15 protein-coding genes and 1 other RNA gene are annotated in these 15,160 nt (G+C 63.2%); 8 read left to right on the plus strand and 8 right to left on the minus strand.

Annotated elements, in window-relative coordinates; translation table 11 throughout:
- Positions 1-46 precede the first annotated feature (46 nt).
- From HKK54_RS11880 to HKK54_RS11895, 4 genes are all read right to left on the minus strand, one after another.
- Positions 47-1,165 (minus strand): ABC transporter permease, encoded by a 1,119-nt coding sequence (locus HKK54_RS11880; protein ID WP_169386875.1) that lies wholly within the window; start codon positions 1,163-1,165, stop codon positions 47-49.
- The gene (gene rbbA / locus HKK54_RS11885) at positions 1,165-3,885 is read right to left on the minus strand and encodes a ribosome-associated ATPase/putative transporter RbbA (RefSeq protein WP_169386876.1); all 2,721 of its coding nucleotides are present in this window, start codon (positions 3,883-3,885) and stop codon (positions 1,165-1,167) included. Before rbbA ends, HKK54_RS11880 begins: the two co-directional genes overlap by 1 nt.
- Entirely contained in the window at positions 3,882-4,847 is a 966-nt protein-coding gene (locus HKK54_RS11890; RefSeq protein WP_169386877.1) for an HlyD family secretion protein, read from the minus strand. Before HKK54_RS11890 ends, rbbA begins: the two co-directional genes overlap by 4 nt.
- A gap of 139 nt (positions 4,848-4,986) precedes the next feature.
- A complete protein-coding gene (locus HKK54_RS11895; RefSeq protein ID WP_169386878.1) occupies positions 4,987-5,436 on the minus strand; it encodes an EVE domain-containing protein in 450 nt (149 codons plus the stop codon).
- Between the two features lie 196 nt (positions 5,437-5,632).
- On the opposite strand from HKK54_RS11895, the gene HKK54_RS11900 reads away from it, so the two are divergent.
- Complete coding sequence (locus HKK54_RS11900) at positions 5,633-5,782, plus strand: hypothetical protein (RefSeq protein WP_003213959.1); 150 nt, start codon at positions 5,633-5,635, stop codon at positions 5,780-5,782.
- A 7-nt stretch (positions 5,783-5,789) separates the two neighbouring features.
- Here HKK54_RS11900 and HKK54_RS11905 read toward each other — a convergent pair whose 3' ends face one another.
- The 4 genes from HKK54_RS11905 to HKK54_RS11920 all read right to left on the minus strand — a co-directional run bounded on the left by HKK54_RS11905 (position 5,790) and on the right by HKK54_RS11920 (position 7,208).
- Positions 5,790-6,419 carry a 5-formyltetrahydrofolate cyclo-ligase gene (locus tag HKK54_RS11905; RefSeq protein ID WP_169386879.1) on the minus strand — a complete coding sequence of 210 codons (630 nt, stop codon included), beginning with the start codon at positions 6,417-6,419 and terminating at the stop codon, positions 5,790-5,792.
- 56 nt (positions 6,420-6,475) lie between these two features.
- A non-coding RNA gene (gene ssrS, locus HKK54_RS11910) (6S RNA) lies at positions 6,476-6,654 on the minus strand.
- A gap of 30 nt (positions 6,655-6,684) precedes the next feature.
- Positions 6,685-7,002, minus strand: coding sequence for a cell division protein ZapA (locus HKK54_RS11915; RefSeq protein ID WP_003213956.1), 318 nt, complete (start codon positions 7,000-7,002; stop codon positions 6,685-6,687).
- Entirely contained in the window at positions 6,999-7,208 is a 210-nt protein-coding gene (locus HKK54_RS11920) for a TIGR02449 family protein (protein ID WP_003213954.1), read from the minus strand. The genes HKK54_RS11915 and HKK54_RS11920 overlap by 4 nt, the downstream gene beginning before the upstream one ends.
- A 138-nt stretch (positions 7,209-7,346) precedes the next feature.
- Between HKK54_RS11920 and HKK54_RS11925 the strand changes: the two genes are divergently transcribed.
- The 7 genes from HKK54_RS11925 to HKK54_RS11955 all read left to right on the plus strand — a co-directional run bounded on the left by HKK54_RS11925 (position 7,347) and on the right by HKK54_RS11955 (position 15,031).
- Entirely contained in the window at positions 7,347-7,904 is a 558-nt protein-coding gene (locus HKK54_RS11925) for a YecA/YgfB family protein (RefSeq protein ID WP_003213952.1), read from the plus strand.
- A gap of 20 nt (positions 7,905-7,924) precedes the next feature.
- On the plus strand, positions 7,925-9,247 hold the full coding sequence (gene pepP, locus HKK54_RS11930) for a Xaa-Pro aminopeptidase (RefSeq protein ID WP_169386880.1): 1,323 nt from the start codon (positions 7,925-7,927) through the stop codon (positions 9,245-9,247).
- Complete coding sequence (gene ubiH / locus HKK54_RS11935; protein WP_010167900.1) at positions 9,244-10,431, plus strand: 2-octaprenyl-6-methoxyphenyl hydroxylase; 1,188 nt, start codon at positions 9,244-9,246, stop codon at positions 10,429-10,431. The genes pepP and ubiH overlap by 4 nt, the downstream gene beginning before the upstream one ends.
- Positions 10,424-10,909, plus strand: a complete 486-nt coding sequence (locus tag HKK54_RS11940) for a DUF4442 domain-containing protein (RefSeq protein ID WP_010167898.1) — start codon at positions 10,424-10,426, stop codon at positions 10,907-10,909. Before ubiH ends, HKK54_RS11940 begins: the two co-directional genes overlap by 8 nt.
- Positions 10,910-10,918: 9 nt before the next feature.
- Positions 10,919-12,136, plus strand: coding sequence for a 2-octaprenyl-3-methyl-6-methoxy-1,4-benzoquinol hydroxylase (locus tag HKK54_RS11945; RefSeq protein ID WP_169389273.1), 1,218 nt, complete (start codon positions 10,919-10,921; stop codon positions 12,134-12,136).
- A 95-nt stretch (positions 12,137-12,231) separates the two neighbouring features.
- Positions 12,232-13,236 carry an extracellular solute-binding protein gene (locus HKK54_RS11950; RefSeq protein ID WP_169386881.1) on the plus strand — a complete coding sequence of 335 codons (1,005 nt, stop codon included), beginning with the start codon at positions 12,232-12,234 and terminating at the stop codon, positions 13,234-13,236.
- A gap of 178 nt (positions 13,237-13,414) precedes the next feature.
- Positions 13,415-15,031 carry an ABC transporter permease gene (locus HKK54_RS11955; RefSeq protein WP_169386882.1) on the plus strand — a complete coding sequence of 539 codons (1,617 nt, stop codon included), beginning with the start codon at positions 13,415-13,417 and terminating at the stop codon, positions 15,029-15,031.
- Positions 15,032-15,160: the final 129 nt, after the last annotated feature.

Below are 15,160 nucleotides of genomic sequence, written 5' to 3' on the forward strand. Positions count from 1 at the left end.
CCTGTGGCGAGGGAGCAAGCTCCCTCGCCACGAAAGCGCATCGCTCTCAGGAGGCAAGGCTCTTCCTGAACCGCATCAACGCCACCGCAAAAAACAGCAACCCAATCGCCGCCAGCGCCAGCAAGTCCGGCCACACCACGCTCACCCCCGCATCCCTGAACAGAATCGCCGCGCTCAGGCTCACAAAGTGCGTCGACGGCGAGCCCTGCATCACCCATTGCAACCACTGCGGCATGCTGTCCAGCGGTGTGCTGCCGCCAGACAACAACAGCATCGGGATAATCACCGGGATCGCCAGCAGGCCGAACTGCGGTGTCGAGCGGGCGAGGGTAGCGAGGAAGATACCCAAGGCGGTACTGGCAAACAGGTACAGCGCGGTCACCAGCAAAAACAAGGTCAGCGACCCGGCCAGCGGCACGCCGAGCAAACCTTTCACCACCACTTCCAGCGACAGCCAGGTGCACAGCACCACCACCAGCATGTTGCTCCAGATTTTCGCCAACATGATTTCCAGCGCCGTCAGTGGCAGCACCAGCAAATGGTCGAGGGTGCCGTGCTCGCGTTCACGCAGCAGTGCGGTACCGGTCAGCACGATGGCGAGGATGGTGATGTTGTTGACGATCTGAATCACCGCCAAAAACCAGCCGCCTTCCAGGTTGGTATTGAACAGTGCCCGGGTGGTCAGCAGCGCCGGGGCCTTTTGGGCGGCATCAGCCTGGTTGCCATAGGTCAGCAACTCACGCTGGAAAATCCGCCCGATGTACCCGGCGCCCATGAACGCCTGGCTCATGGCCGTGGCATCGACGTTGACCTGCACCCCCGGCTGGCGCCCGGCCAACAGGTCGGCCTGGAAATTCGCCGGCACGTTGATTACAAAGGTGTACTGGCCGCTGTCCATCACGTTGTCCAGTTGGTCATAGGGCAGCGGTACCGCTGGCTGGAACTCCGGCGGTTGCAGCGCTTCGGCCAGTTGGCGGGACAGCGCGCTGTGGTCTTCATCCACAAAGGCCACGCTGGCGTTGTGCACGCCGATCACCGAGCCGGCCGCGGGCATATAGATGGCGACGGTAAACGCGTAGAACAGGAACAGCAGCAACACGCTGTCATGGCGCAGGCTGGTCAGTTCCTTGATGCCAAGGCGCAGGATATGGGCGAACGTATGCATCAGGCCTCCTGCTTCTTGAGCATGATCAGGCTAAGCCCGGTGAACCCCAGGAAAAACCCGAACAGCGCCAGGCACTGTGGCCATAACTGGCGCAGGTCCAGGGCCTTGGTAAAGGTCCCCACCGCAATGTCGAGGAAGTAACCCGCCGGGAACAGCATGCCCATCAACGCGGCGGCACCTTCCAGGGACGAGCGCGGCACAATCAGCCCGGAGAATTGGATGGTCGGCAGGCTGGTGATGATCATGGTGCCGAGGATCGCCGCGATCTGTGTGCGGGTGAATGCGGAAATCAGCAGGCCCATGCTGGTGGTGGCCAACACGTACAGCAGGCCGCCAAAGGCCAGGGTCACGCCGCTGCCCTTGAACGGCACGCCGAATAGCCAGCGGTTCATCGCCACCAGCAGCCCCAGGTTGATCAGGCTTACGGCCAGGTACGGCGCCTGCTTGCCCAGCAGGAATTCCAGGCGGGTGAGCGGTGTGGCGTAGAAGTTGGTGATCGAGCCCAGCTCCTTCTCCCGCACGATTCCCAGGGCCGTGAGCATCGCCGGGATAAACGCGAGGATCAGGGCCATCACGCCGGGGCCGATGGCGTTCACGCTGACCACGTCCTGGTTGTAGCGAAAGCGGGTTTCCAGTTTGGCGGCGGCTTGCGGGTTCAGCGGTGTGCTGTTCAGTTCGGCCAGTTGCTGGAGATTGGCCTGATGCACGGCCTCGACATAATTGCGGCTGGTTTCCGCACGGAACGGCATGCCACCGTCGAGCCAGGCGGCCACGGCGGGTTGGCGGCCAGCGTAGAGGTCACGGCCGAACCCCGGCGGAATCTCCAGCGCCAGTTTGATTTCCGAGCGTTGCAGGCGTTTGTGCAGTTCGCTGGCGTCGGTGATCGGCGGCTGTTCGGCGAAGTAGCGCGAGCTGCGGAAGGCCTCCAGGTAGGCGCGGCTTTGCGGCGTCTGGTCCTGGTCGTAGACGGCGAAAGCGAGCTTTTCCACGTCCAGGGAAATGCCGTAGCCGAAGATCACCATCATGAAAATCGCACCCAGCAGGGCGAAGGCCATGCGCACCTTGTCCCGCAGCAGTTCCTTGCCTTCGCGGCTGGCGACGGCCAACAGGCGGGCGACGCTGAATCCGCGCTTGCTGACGGGCGGAGCCATGGGTTCGCTGACGGTTTCGGTGGGTGCGGCTGCGGCTTCAGGTGCGCCCTGGGCTTGCTCCAGGCAGGTGACAAACGCCGCCTCCAGGGTCTCGCCGTGGAACTGCTGTTGCAGCGCATCCGGCGTGTCGCAGGCCAGCACCTTGCCCGCGTGCATCAGTGAGATGCGGTCGCAGCGCTGGGCCTCGTTCATGAAGTGGGTGGACAGGAAGATGGTCACGCCCTGTTCCCGGGACAGCTCGATCAGCAACCGCCAGAAGTCATCCCGGGCGGCCGGGTCGACGCCCGAGGTCGGTTCATCAAGGATCAGCACTTCCGGGCGGTGCAGCACCGCCACCGCCAGGGACAAGCGCTGGCGCAGGCCCAGGGGCAACTCGCCGGAAGGCTGCTCGGCGACGTCGCCCAGGTCAAAACGCTCGATCAACTCGTCGATGCGCTGGCCGCTCTCGGCTTTGGGCAGGTCGAACAACTGTGCGTGCAGTACCAGGTTCTGGCGCACGCTGAGTTCGCCATACAGCGAGAAGCTTTGCGACATGAAGCCCACGCGCTTGCGGGTGGCCAGGTCCTTGGCGTTTACCGGGTTGCCCAGTAGCGTGGCCGTGCCCTCGGTGGCCGGCATCAGCCCGGTGAGGACTTTCATGGTGGTGGTCTTGCCGCAGCCGTTGGAGCCGAGGAAACCAAAGATCTCGCCCCGGCCAATGGCGAAGCTGACCTTGTTGACTGCCGTGAAGTCGCCGAAGCGCAGGGTCAGGTCGTGGGCTTCAATGGCAATGTCAGTGTTGTCGCCCTGGCGTGGCGGGATCACCAGTGGCTGGTTGTTGTGGGCGCTGTCGCCCTGGAAATGGGTGAAAGCTTCATCCAGTTTGCCGCTGGGCGTCGCGGCGGCCAGTTCGCTGCTCAGGCCTTCGGCGATCAGTTTGCCGCGGTCGAGCATCAGGCAGTGTTCGAACTGCTCGGCTTCTTCCATGTAGGCCGTGGCCACCAGCAGCGTCAGTTGTGGGCGTTCGCTGCGTACGGTTTCTACCAGTTCCCAGAAGCGTCGACGGGACAGCGGATCGACGCCGGTGGTGGGCTCGTCGAGGATCAACAGGTCCGGGTCGTGGATCAGCGCGCAGCACAGGCCGAGTTTCTGTTTCATGCCGCCGGAGAGTTTGCCGGCAGGGCGGTCTGCGAAGCGCGCGAGGTCGGTGGCCAGCAGCAGGTTGTGCATGCGCTGGTCGCAGTCGGCTTTCGACAGCCCGAACAGCGTGGCGAAGAACCGGATGTTTTCGCTGATGGACAGTTCGGGGTACAGGTTGCCGCCCAGGCCCTGAGGCATGAAGGCGATTCGCGGGTACAGGCTGTTGCGGTGACGGCGGTCTTCGATGGAGCCACCGAGCACTTCCAGCTCGCCTTGTTGAAGCTTTTTAACCCCGGCGATCAAACCCAGCAGGCTCGACTTGCCGGCGCCGTCCGGGCCGATCAGCCCGCAGCGGGTGCCGGCGGGCAGGCTGAAGGCGATGTCGATCAGCGCCTGTTGCTTGCCGTAGCGATGGTTGATGCCCGTGGCGTGCAGCGCCAGGCCGTTCATTGCAGGTTGGCCGGCCAGTCCAGGTCAGCGGTGCGCACATAGCCGGCGCCGGGCATGCCCGGTTTGGCTTGTGGCACGGCGCTCGGTTGGGTCAGGCGCAGTTTGACCCGGAACACCAGCTTCTGGCGCTCGTCACGGGTTTCCACTTCCTTGGGGGTGAACTGCGATTTGGCCGCGACAAAGCTGATTTTCGCCGGCAGCGGCTGCTTCGGCAGGGCGTCGAGGAGGATGCGCGCGTCACTGCCGACGGTCAGGCGACCGGTCACCGAGGCGGGCAGGTAGAGGTTCATGTATTGGTCGTTGGGGTCGATCAGCAGCAGCACGCGGCCACCGGCGCCGAGCACTTCGCCGGGTTCGGCCAGGCGCAGCTGGATGATGCCGTCGATGGGCGCCCGCAGGCTGCTGTCTTCGATTTCGCTGGTGAGTTGCGCGACCTGGGCCTGGGCGGTGCCGATGGCGGCTTTTACCGAATTGACCTGCGCTTGCGCAGCGACCACGGCGGCGTTGCCGGTGTTTTGCCGCGCCTGCTGCTGGTCGATCAGTTGGCCGCTGGCGAAACCGCGTTTGTACAGTTCCTGGGTGCGCTTGAGTTCCTGGCTGGCCAGCAGTTGCTCGCTCTGGCGCAGTTGCACATTGGCTTCGGCGGCCGCGAAATTCTCCCTGGCCCGCAGCACTTCGGCTTCAGCCTGGGCGCGCTGGGCTTCCAGGGTGCGGGTGTCCATGCGCGCCAGCAACTGGCCCTTGAGCACCTTGTCGCCTTCATCCACCCGCACTTCAGCCAGGCGCCCGGGGATCTTGGTGGCGATCTGCACTTCAGTCGATTCCAGCCGGCCATTGCCCATGCTCAAGCCTTCGGGCAGGCGGTCCTGGGTGGATTGCCAATAGCCGAAGCCGCCGGCAGCCAGCAGCAAGACAATCAATGGAATGGCGAAAAGATGGGAGGTGCGGTGGTTCGTCGACATGGGTGCATCCTGCGGCGTTAGCGTCCTAGTTTGACCGATCCTGCCCGAAGGCCCTTGATGCGGGTCAAATGAAGCGCCAGCCTAACCCGGTTGACGCGCAGATGCATGCGCCATGGGCGTGACCGCAGGGTTCTGCCTTTTAGCGCAGGCCGAGCACCGCGGCCCACTGCTCGGCGGTGACGGGCATCACCGAAAGGCGGCTGCCTTTTTGTACCAGGGGCAACTCGGCGAGGGCGGTTTGCTGTTTCAGATAACCCAGCCCCAGGACCTTCGGGAGCGTCTCGACGTGGGCGACATTGATTGCGCTCCACGGGTTCTTTTCGGGTGTCGCCCTGGCGTCGAAATAATGGCTGTCAGCCTCCAGTGCGGTGGGGTCCGGGTAGGCCGCCTCGACGATTTTGCCGATGCCGGCAATCCCCGGTTCCGGGCAACTGGAATGGTAGAAAAAGAAGTGGTCACCCACCGCCATCGCCCTCAGGAAGTTGCGTGCCTGATAGTTGCGAACCCCATCCCACCGGGCTTCTCCGAGCTTTTCCAGGCCGGTGATCGACAGTTCATCGGGCTCGGATTTCATCAGCCAATAGGCCATGTTTTTGCTCCTCAAAAGGCGATTGGGAAAGTTGTCCTGCAATTTTATGACAAACCGACAGTCGGTTGGCGTCAAGGTTTGCGTGTTGGTTCACGTTAACGCAGAATGCCGGGGTTTTGAGCTTGACGCAGCTGGCACGGACTACTAATGGAACGTTGCTGTCATCGTGTGCAAGATGCCTGAAGGGGGGCAATCGATGAAACGCAAACCGGATTTACTATGGATTTTGGTTATTTTGTTCGGCCTGGGCGTTGTGACCACCGGCTATGCGCAGAGCTTGTGGTCGAACAAGACTGACGCACCGATTGAACTCGCACAGCAACAGCCGCAACCGTTCAAGCGCTGACCCGTCTTTAAGGCGCTGCTGATTCCAGTAGCGTCTCTGCCCTATACCAATCCTTATCGGTGACTGTGCCCTCAAGCGGTACATCCCAGCTTGCCTGCGCCAATCGTTCGACCTTCTGGCATTCATGAGCCAGGCCCAACAGCGTCGGCTTGCGCCAGGATTTGCGGCGGGCCATGTAGGCCAGGCTGCGGTCATAAAAGCCGCCGCCCATGCCCAGTCGCCCACCCACATCATCGAAGCCCACCAAAGGCAGCAGCACCAGGTCCAGCGCCCAGACCTTGCGTTGGCGGCTGACATTCACCTGTGGCTCAAGGATGCGAAAACGGTTGGGGCTCAGCTTCTCGCCAGGGCGCACCCGCTGGAACACCATCTTGGTTCGCGGCCACGCGCTGAGCACCGGCAGATACGTCGCCTTGCCCCGGCGCTGTGCAGCGCGCAGCAGCAGGCGCGGATCGATTTCGCCGTCCGTCGGCAGGTATAAGGATATGTGTTTGGCCCGGCGAAACAGCGGGTGCTGTGCCAGTTGCCGATACAGGCCAAGGGCGGCCTGGCGTTGCTCGCTGGGCGTCAGGGCGCGGCGGGCTTTGCGCAGCATGCGTCGAAGTTGCGGGCGGGAAAGCGGCGCAGGTTCGGTCATGGTTTTCGGCTCATAAAACAATGCCAGTCCTGAGACTGGCATTGGATTTGGGAATCAGGCTCCCCGACAGAACCGCTGTCGACTTAGCCCTTGAACCCGAAAGTTCAAGGTGGAAGAAACAGTAGGCTTTAAGGCTTTCCGTCTAGCGGACATGCACACCAGCCCAACGTGTAACTTCCAGGGTAGTGCGAATCGGCTCAGGGACATCGCCGACTGGCAAGCACGCCAGGGAGTGGGGCGAGTATACCCGAAACCGACGCCGCAATCAGCCCTTGGGTGGCTCTGGATCGGTAGAAAGTACCAGATCGACCCGCTCCAGCAGGTCGCGTACCTGCTCACGCGTCGAGCCGCTGGCCTGCACGTCAGGCCGTTCCTGCTTATGCAGTAAATCGTGGGTAATGTTCAGCGCGGCCATCACGGCGATGCGATCGGCGCCGATGACTTTGCCGCTGCTGCGGATTTCACGCATCTTGCCGTCCAGGTAGCGGGCAGCGCTCACCAGATTGCTGCGTTCTTCCTGTGGGCAGATGATCGAATATTCTTTGTCGAGAATCTGCACGGTGACGCTATTGCTTGAACTCATGAGTCTTGCTCCAGGGCCTTCAGGCGCGAAATCATCGATTCGACCTTACGCCGGGCGATTTCGTTTTTTTCAATGAGGTGAGCGCGTTCCTCGCGCCAGGTCTTTTCCTGAGCTAATAGGAGTCCGTTTTGGCTCTTAAGTTGCTCGACCCGGTTAATTAGCAGCTCGAGTCTGGCCATCAGCGCTTGCAGGTCGGTGTCTTCCATTGGGTTCCACTGGATTTGTCTGATGAATGGCAACTGCTGGATAAACGATCTGACGCCCTCGATAGTCTTGGTACGTCTGCCGATGCTAGGATACAGCGCTTCATTCTAGACATTGCGCCGTCTGGCGCCTAGCTCACCATGCCCATTCAGAACTCCCCGTACGATGCTTTTTCCAAACTGCTGAGCTCCAGCGGTCATCCTTGCTCGCCTGCCGAGCTGCACGGCGTGCTGCTGGGCCGCAGTTGCACCGGTGTCGGCTTTGATGCCGACAACTGGCTGGCCGACGTCGCCGAGCTGCTGGAAACCGAGCCCACCGAAAACGTGCGCAACGCCCTTATCGGCCTTCAAGAGATGGTCAAAGGCGAGCTGACCGGTGATGACGTCACCGTTGTGTTGCTGCTGCCTACCGATGACGCACCGCTCACCGAGCGCGCTGCGGCACTGGGCCAATGGTGCCAAGGCTTCCTCCACGGCTTTGGCGTGAACGCCGGCGGCCTCGACCTGAGCACCGATGCCCAGGAAGTGCTGCAAGACCTGGCCGCCATCTCCCAGGTGCAAGACGCCCTGGAAGAGTCCGAAGACGGCGAAAGCGACTACATGGAAGTCATGGAATACCTGCGCGTTGCGCCGCTGCTGCTGTTCACCGAGACCCGTAAATCGGCTGAGCCCGCTGCACCCAAGCCGTCGCTGCACTAAGAAAGGAAGCCCATCTGCCCATGATCCATATCCCCAAAGCGGAATACACCCGGCGCCGCAAGGCGCTCATGGCGCAGATGGAACCCAACAGCATCGCCATCCTGCCGGCAGCCGCGGTTGCTATCCGCAACCGTGACGTCGAGCACGTCTACCGTCAGGACAGCGACTTTCAGTACCTGAGCGGCTTCCCGGAACCGGAAGCGGTGATCGTGCTGATGCCCGGCCGCCAGCACGGCGAGTACGTGCTGTTTTGTCGCGAACGCAATGCCGAGCGCGAACTGTGGGACGGCCTGCGGGCCGGCACCGAAGGCGCGATCCGCGAGTTTGGCGCCGACGACGCGTTTCCGATCACCGATATCGACGACATCCTGCCCGGCCTGATCGAAGGTCGCGACCGGGTGTACTCGGCCATGGGCAGCAACGCCGAGTTCGACCGGCACCTGATGGAGTGGATCAACGTGATCCGCTCTAAAGCGCACCTCGGCGCCCAGCCACCGAACGAATTTGTTGCCCTGGATCATCTGCTTCACGACATGCGCCTGTATAAATCGGCGGCAGAAGTGAAGGTGATGCGCGAGGCGGCACGGATTTCCTGCGCGGCCCATGTGCGGGCGATGCAGGCCAGTCGCGCGGGTTTGTATGAGTTCAGCCTGGAAGCGGAGCTGGACTACGAGTTTCGCAAGGGCGGGGCGAAGATGCCGGCCTATGGCTCCATCGTCGCCTCGGGGCGCAACAGTTGCATCCTGCATTACCAGCAGAATGACGCGGCGCTCAAGGACGGCGACCTGGTGTTGATCGATGCCGGTTGTGAGATCGACTGCTATGCCAGCGACATCACCCGCACCTGGCCGGTGAGCGGCAAGTTCTCCGCCGAGCAAAAGGCGATTTACGAAATCGTGCTGGCTTCCCAGGAAGCCGCCTTTGCCGAAATCGCCCCGAACAAGCATTGGAACCAGGCCCACGAGGCGACGGTGCAAGTGATCACCGCCGGGCTGGTCCAGCTGGGATTGTTGCAGGGTGACGTCGACGAGTTGATCGCCAGCGAAGCCTATAAAACCTTCTACATGCACCGCGCCGGCCACTGGCTGGGCATGGATGTGCACGATGTGGGCGAATACAAGGTGGGCGGCGAGTGGCGGGTGCTGGAAGTCGGCATGGCGCTGACCGTTGAGCCGGGGATTTACATCTCGCCCGACAACCAGAACGTGGCGAAGAAATGGCGTGGCATTGGCGTACGCATCGAGGACGACGTGGTGGTGACCAAGCAAGGCTGTGAAATTCTGACCGGTGGCGTGCCCAAGTCCGTTGCCGAGATCGAAGCACTGATGGCGAGCGCGCGATGAGCCGGGTCAACCTGGCGATTATCGGCGGCGGCCTGGTGGGCGCCAGCCTCGCGCTGGCGTTGCAGGCCGGGGCCAAGGCCCGTGGCTGGAAGATCGTGCTGATCGAGCCGTTCGCCCCCGGCGACAGTTACCAGCCGAGCTATGACGCGCGTTCTTCGGCGCTGTCGTTTGGCGCTCGGCAGATTTATCAACGGTTGGGCGTGTGGCAGGAGATTTCCCGCCGCGCCGAGCCGATCAAGCAGATTCATGTGTCGGACCGTGGCCGCTTCTCCACTGCGCGCCTGTCGGCGATGGAAGAAGGCGTGCCCGCCCTCGGCTACGTGGTGGAAAACGCCTGGCTCGGCCAATGCCTGTGGCAAGGCCTGGACAAGGAGGTGGTCAGCTGGCGCTGCCCGGCGGAAGTCACCCGCATGGAGCCGCTTGCCGATGGCTACCGCCTGACCCTGAATGACGAAACCGAGTTGGAGTGCGACCTTGCGGTGCTGGCCGATGGCGGCCGTTCCGGCCTGCGCGAACAGCTGGGTATCGGCGTAAAAAAACGCCCGTACAACCAGAGCGCGCTGATCGCCAACATCACCCCGAGCGAAGCCCACAACGGCGAGGCCTTCGAGCGTTTCACCGACGAAGGGCCGATGGCCTTGCTGCCGTTGCCGGACAACCGTTGCGCGCTGGTGTGGACCCGCATCGGCATGGACGCCCAGCGTCTGGCCGAGCTGGACGAGCGCAGCTTTCTCAGTGAATTGCAGGGCGTGTTCGGCTACCGCCTGGGCACCCTGAAGCAGGTCGGTGCACGTCACTTGTACCCGTTGACCCTCGTGGAGGCGGAAGAGCAAGTGCGCTCCCATCTGGCCGTGCTCGGCAATGCCGCCCACAGCCTGCACCCGATTGCCGGCCAGGGCTTCAACCTGTCCCTGCGCGATGCCTACGCCCTGGCCGAGGCCTTGTTGGCCGGGCCGGCAGTACCGGGCGACCTGGCGACACTGCAGGCGTACCGTGAGCGCCAGCGCGTGGACCAGAAACTCACGGTTGGTTTCTCGGATCAGGTGACCCGATTGTTTGGCAGTGCCCAGCCATTGGTGGCGCTGGGCCGCAACATGGGCTTGCTGGGCCTGGACTTGCTGCCGCCGGCCAAACGCTGGTTCGCCCGCCAGGCCATGGGCCTGGGCACCCGTCCCGATGCGTGAGTGGCTGACACAACGCCTGGGCAAGGCGCGGCTGCTGCGCTGGTTCCTGACCCTGTACCCGCCGTACCTCGGTGCCGGGGTTCGGGTGCAGCACCTCAGCGCCGATTTCCGTCACGCCAAGGTGCGCATGGGCCTGGGCTGGTACAACCGTAATTACGTGGGCACGCAGTTTGGCGGCAGCCTGTATTCGATGGTCGACCCGTTCTACATGCTGTTGCTGATGGAGAACCTGGGCCGCGACTACATTGTCTGGGACAAGGCCGCGAGCATCGATTTCATCTCGCCGGGCAAGGGCCCGGTGTATGCCGAATTCTCCATCGACGATGCCTTGCTGGACGAGATTCGCCAGCACACCGCCAGCGGCGACAAATACCTGCCGCAGCTCAAGGTGCAGATTCATGACGGCTCCGGCACCCTGGTGGCGCGGGTCGACAAAACCCTTTACGTGCGGCGCAAGCCGCAATCGAGACAGGCTTAAAGCATGGACATGCGCGCAGATGTGCTGATTGTCGGGGCCGGAATGGTCGGAAGCGCCCTGGCGCTGGCGTTGCAGGGCAGTGGCCTGCAGGTGCTGCTGCTCGATGGCAGCCCGCTCAGCGTCAAGCCGTTCGACCCGCAAGCCGCGTTCGAGCCGCGGGTGAGCGCCTTGTCGGCGGCCAGCCAGCGCATCCTCGAGCGCCTTGGCGTGTGGGACGGGATCGTCGAGCGACGCGCCAGCCCGTACGGCGAGATGCAGGTGTGGGACGGCAGCGGCACCGGGCAGATCCACTTCTCGGCGGCCAGCGTGCATGCCGAGGTGCTGGGACATATCGTCGAAAACCGTGTGGTCCAGGATGCCTTGCTCGATCGCCTGCATGACTGCGACCTCGGCCTGCTGGCCAATGCGCGCCTGGAGCAGATGCGTCGCTCCGGTGATGACTGGCTGCTGACCCTGGCCGACGGCCGCACCTTGCGCGCGCCGCTGGTGGTCGCAGCAGACGGTGCCAACTCGGCGGTGCGTCGCCTCACGGGCACCGCCACCCGTGAATGGGACTATTTGCACAACGCCATCGTCACCAGCGTGCGCAGCAGCCAGGCGCATCAGCGCACGGCCTGGCAGCGTTTTACCGATAACGGCCCGCTGGCATTCTTGCCGTTGGTGCGGGACGGTCAGGAAGATTGGTGTTCGATCGTCTGGTCGACCACCCCGAGTGAGTCCGAGCGTTTGATGGCGCTGGACGACGAAAGCTTCTGCCGTGAGCTGGAGCTGGCCTTCGAAGGCCGTCTGGGCACGGTGTTAAGCGCCGATCCACGGCTGTGCGTGCCGTTGCGTCAGCGTCATGCCAAGCGTTACGTGGCCGAGGGCCTGGCGTTGATTGGCGATGCGGCCCACGTCATTCATCCGCTGGCGGGGCAGGGCGTGAACCTGGGTTTCCTCGACGCGGCGGTGCTGGCCGAGGTGCTGTTGGCCGCTAATGAGCGCGGCGAGCGCCTGGCGGAGGTGAAGGTGCTCAGCCGTTACGAGCGTCGGCGCATGCCGCACAACCTGGCGCTGATGGCTGCGATGGAAGGTTTTGAACGGTTGTTCCAGGCCGATCAACTGCCGTTGCGCTGGTTGCGTAATGCCGGGTTGAAGGTGGTCGAGCAGATGCCCGAGGCCAAGGCGCTGTTCGTGCGCCAGGCATTGGGTTTGACCGGGGATTTGCCGGAGCTGGCCAAGGCCTGAGGGGGCAGTGCAACATCTGGTAACGCCTCCGCCGAGCGCTACCAAATGTGAGTCCTTATCATTTGCCCTCTTTTTGCAAATGAGAGACCGCACCCATGTTGGCACCCAAGCGCCTCCTGACTGCCCTGGCACTCACCCTTATCGGCAGCACCACCGTGCAGGCGGCCGACGAAGTCGTGGTCTACTCCTCGCGTATCGACGAACTGATCAAGCCGGTGTTCGACGCCTACACCAAGAAGACCGGCGTGCAGATCAAGTTCATCACCGACAAGGAAGCGCCGCTGATGCAGCGCATCAAGGCCGAAGGTGAAAACGCCACCGCCGACCTGCTGCTCACCGTCGACGCCGGCAACCTGTGGCAAGCCGAGCAGATGGGCATCCTGCAACCGTTCACCTCCGCGGTGATCGACAAGAATATTCCCCTTCAATATCGCTCTTCGGCCCATGCCTGGACCGGCTTGAGCCTGCGCGCGCGCACCATCGCCTACTCCACCGACCGCGTGAAGCCGGGCGACCTGACCACCTACGAAGCCCTGGCTGACAAGCAGTGGGAAGGCCGCCTGTGCCTGCGTACCGCGAAGAAGGTCTACAACCAGTCGCTGACCGCCACCCTGATCGAAACCCATGGCGCGGCCAAGACCGAGGAAATCGTCAAGGGCTGGGTCAACAACCTGTCCACCGACGTGTTCTCCGATGACATCGCCGTGCTGGAGGCGATCAATGCCGGGCAGTGCGACGTCGGTATCGTCAATACCTACTACTACGGCCGCCTGCACAAGCAGAAGCCGGACCTGGCGGTGAAGCTGTTCTGGCCGAACCAGGGCGACCGTGGGGTGCACGTCAACCTGTCGGGCATCGGCCTGACCAAACATGCGCCACATCCGGAGGCCGCCAAGGCGCTGGTGGAGTGGATGACCACGCCGGAAGCGCAGAAGATCTTTGCGGACGTGAACCAGGAGTTCCCGGCCAACCCGGCGGTGCCGCCGTCGGCGGAAGTCGCGACCTGGGGCAAGTTTGTGGCCGATACATTGCCGGTGGAAGTGGCGGGCAAACGTCAGGCTGAGGCCATTCGCTTGATGGATCGGGCTGGCTGGAACTAAGTAGACTCTTCAAGACACCGCAAGACAGTGTGGGAGCTGGCTTGCCTGCGATAGCATCACTACGGTGTGACTGACACACCGTGGTGCCTGCATCGCGGCGGTGCGACGGTTCGACAAGCCCGGCTCCCACACTGTGTTGTGGCGAGTTCAAGATATTATTCCCAGAGATCCGATCCTTTTGGCCCATCCCGCCCAACGCCGCTGGTACCTGCCGGTCTTCACCGTCGCCGCCCTGGTGCTGTTACCGCTGAGCGTCCTGTTGCTGTCGTGGCAGACCATCGACCACCAGATCTGGTCCCATCTTTGGGAAACCCAGATGCCGCGCCTGTTGGGTAACACCCTGACTCTGGTGCTGGGTGTCGGTGTGGGCGTCACGCTGCTGGGCGTCAGCCTGGCGTGGCTGACCAGCCTCTGCGAATTTCCCGGCCGGCGTTGGCTGGACTGGGCCTTGATGCTGCCTTTCGCGATTCCCGCCTACGTCCTGGCCTTCGTGTTCGTAGGCCTGCTGGACTTCTCCGGCCCGGTACAAACCCTGTTGCGCGACGTGTTCGGCATGAGCTTGCGCCTGCCACGCGTGCGATCAACCAGCGGCGTGATCATCGTGCTGGTGCTGGTGTTCTACCCCTACGTTTATCTGCTGGCGCGCACGGCCTTCCTGGCCCAGGGCAAAGGCCTGATGGAAGCGGCGCGGGTATTGGGCCAGTCGCCGTGGCAGGCATTCTGGCGCGTAGCCTTGCCCATGGCGCGCCCTGCCATCGGTGCGGGCGTGGCCCTGGCGTTGATGGAAACCCTGGCGGATTTCGGCGCGGTCTCGGTGTTCAACTTCGACACCTTTACCACCGCCATTTACAAGACCTGGTACGGCTTTTTCAGCCTTTCCAGTGCGGCGCAGTTGGCCAGCCTCTTGTTGCTGGTGGTGATGTTGGTGCTGTACGGCGAACGCCGTGCCCGGGGCGCCAGCCGGCCGAGCAATGAGCGGCCTCGCGGCAAGGCGCTGTACCACCTGCGCGGGTTCAAGGCGGTGGCGGCCAGCGGTTGGTGCGGCTTGGTGTTTGCCTGCGCGTTCGTGATTCCGATGCTGCAACTGGTGGCCTGGTTCTGGCAGCGCGGCCGCTTCGACCTGGACGAGCGCTACGCCGGTCTGATCGTCCATACCCTGTACCTGGGGGGGATGGCGGCCCTGATCACCGTCAGCGTGGCCCTGGTGCTGGCATTCGCCCATCGCCTGGCCCCCACGCGGGCCATCCGCTCCGGTATCAGCCTGGCCAACGTGGGTTACGCGCTGCCGGGCTCGGTGCTGGCGGTGTCGATCATGTTGGCGTTCAGCTACCTGGATCGCGAACTGGTGATCCCGGTCTCAGGCTGGTTGGGCGGCGCCGGCAAGCCGCTGTTACTGGGTAGCCTTTCGGCGCTCTTGCTGGCGTATCTGGTGCGTTTCATTGCAGTGGCCTATGGGCCGCTGGAAAACAGCCTTGCGCGAATCCGTCCTTCCTTGCCCGAAGCCGCGCGCAGTCTGGGAGTCAGCGGGCCGCGACTGTTTTGCAAAGTGTATCTGCCACTCTTGCTGCCGGGCACCCTGAGCGCGGCGTTGCTGGTGTTTGTCGATGTGCTCAAGGAAATGCCGGCCACCTTGCTGATGCGCCCGTTCGGCTGGGACACGCTGGCGGTCCGGATTTTCGAGATGACCAGCGAAGGCGAGTGGGCGCGGGCTTCTCTGCCGGCCCTGACCCTGGTGTTGGTGGGCCTGTTACCGGTCATCGGGCTGATCCGACGTTCGGCGAGACAAATCGGCTAGGTGCCAGTCCTACGCCTTGAGGCTACAATGCGCGGCATTCGGTGCGGTCGATCTTCCAGATCGGGTCGCTGAACGCGGCTACAGGCCTTGTATTTCAAGGTGTGTAGCCCGAACGGCAACCGTCCGCAC

Origin of the sequence: Pseudomonas sp. ADAK13, from assembly GCF_012935715.1 — a bacterium.
Classification (GTDB): Bacteria; Pseudomonadota; Gammaproteobacteria; order Pseudomonadales; family Pseudomonadaceae; genus Aquipseudomonas.

Excerpts from the sequence above, each read along its gene's own strand:
- ubiH (WP_010167900.1), top strand. The coding sequence starts at position 9,244 with ATGAGCCGGGTCAACCTGGCGATTATCGGCGGCGGCCTGGTGGGCGCC.
- HKK54_RS11890 (WP_169386877.1), bottom strand. The coding sequence starts at position 4,847 with ATGTCGACGAACCACCGCACCTCCCATCTTTTCGCCATTCCATTGATT.
- HKK54_RS11905 (WP_169386879.1), bottom strand. The coding sequence starts at position 6,419 with ATGACCGAACCTGCGCCGCTTTCCCGCCCGCAACTTCGACGCATGCTG.
- HKK54_RS11895 (WP_169386878.1), bottom strand. The coding sequence starts at position 5,436 with ATGGCCTATTGGCTGATGAAATCCGAGCCCGATGAACTGTCGATCACC.
- HKK54_RS11945 (WP_169389273.1), top strand. The coding sequence starts at position 10,919 with ATGCGCGCAGATGTGCTGATTGTCGGGGCCGGAATGGTCGGAAGCGCC.
- rbbA (WP_169386876.1), bottom strand. The coding sequence starts at position 3,885 with ATGAACGGCCTGGCGCTGCACGCCACGGGCATCAACCATCGCTACGGC.
- HKK54_RS11925 (WP_003213952.1), top strand. The coding sequence starts at position 7,347 with ATGCCCATTCAGAACTCCCCGTACGATGCTTTTTCCAAACTGCTGAGC.
- HKK54_RS11950 (WP_169386881.1), top strand. The coding sequence starts at position 12,232 with ATGTTGGCACCCAAGCGCCTCCTGACTGCCCTGGCACTCACCCTTATC.
- HKK54_RS11880 (WP_169386875.1), bottom strand. The coding sequence starts at position 1,165 with ATGCATACGTTCGCCCATATCCTGCGCCTTGGCATCAAGGAACTGACC.
- HKK54_RS11920 (WP_003213954.1), bottom strand. The coding sequence starts at position 7,208 with ATGGAAGACACCGACCTGCAAGCGCTGATGGCCAGACTCGAGCTGCTA.
- HKK54_RS11915 (WP_003213956.1), bottom strand. The coding sequence starts at position 7,002 with ATGAGTTCAAGCAATAGCGTCACCGTGCAGATTCTCGACAAAGAATAT.
- pepP (WP_169386880.1), top strand. The coding sequence starts at position 7,925 with ATGATCCATATCCCCAAAGCGGAATACACCCGGCGCCGCAAGGCGCTC.
- HKK54_RS11900 (WP_003213959.1), top strand. The coding sequence starts at position 5,633 with ATGAAACGCAAACCGGATTTACTATGGATTTTGGTTATTTTGTTCGGC.
- HKK54_RS11940 (WP_010167898.1), top strand. The coding sequence starts at position 10,424 with ATGCGTGAGTGGCTGACACAACGCCTGGGCAAGGCGCGGCTGCTGCGC.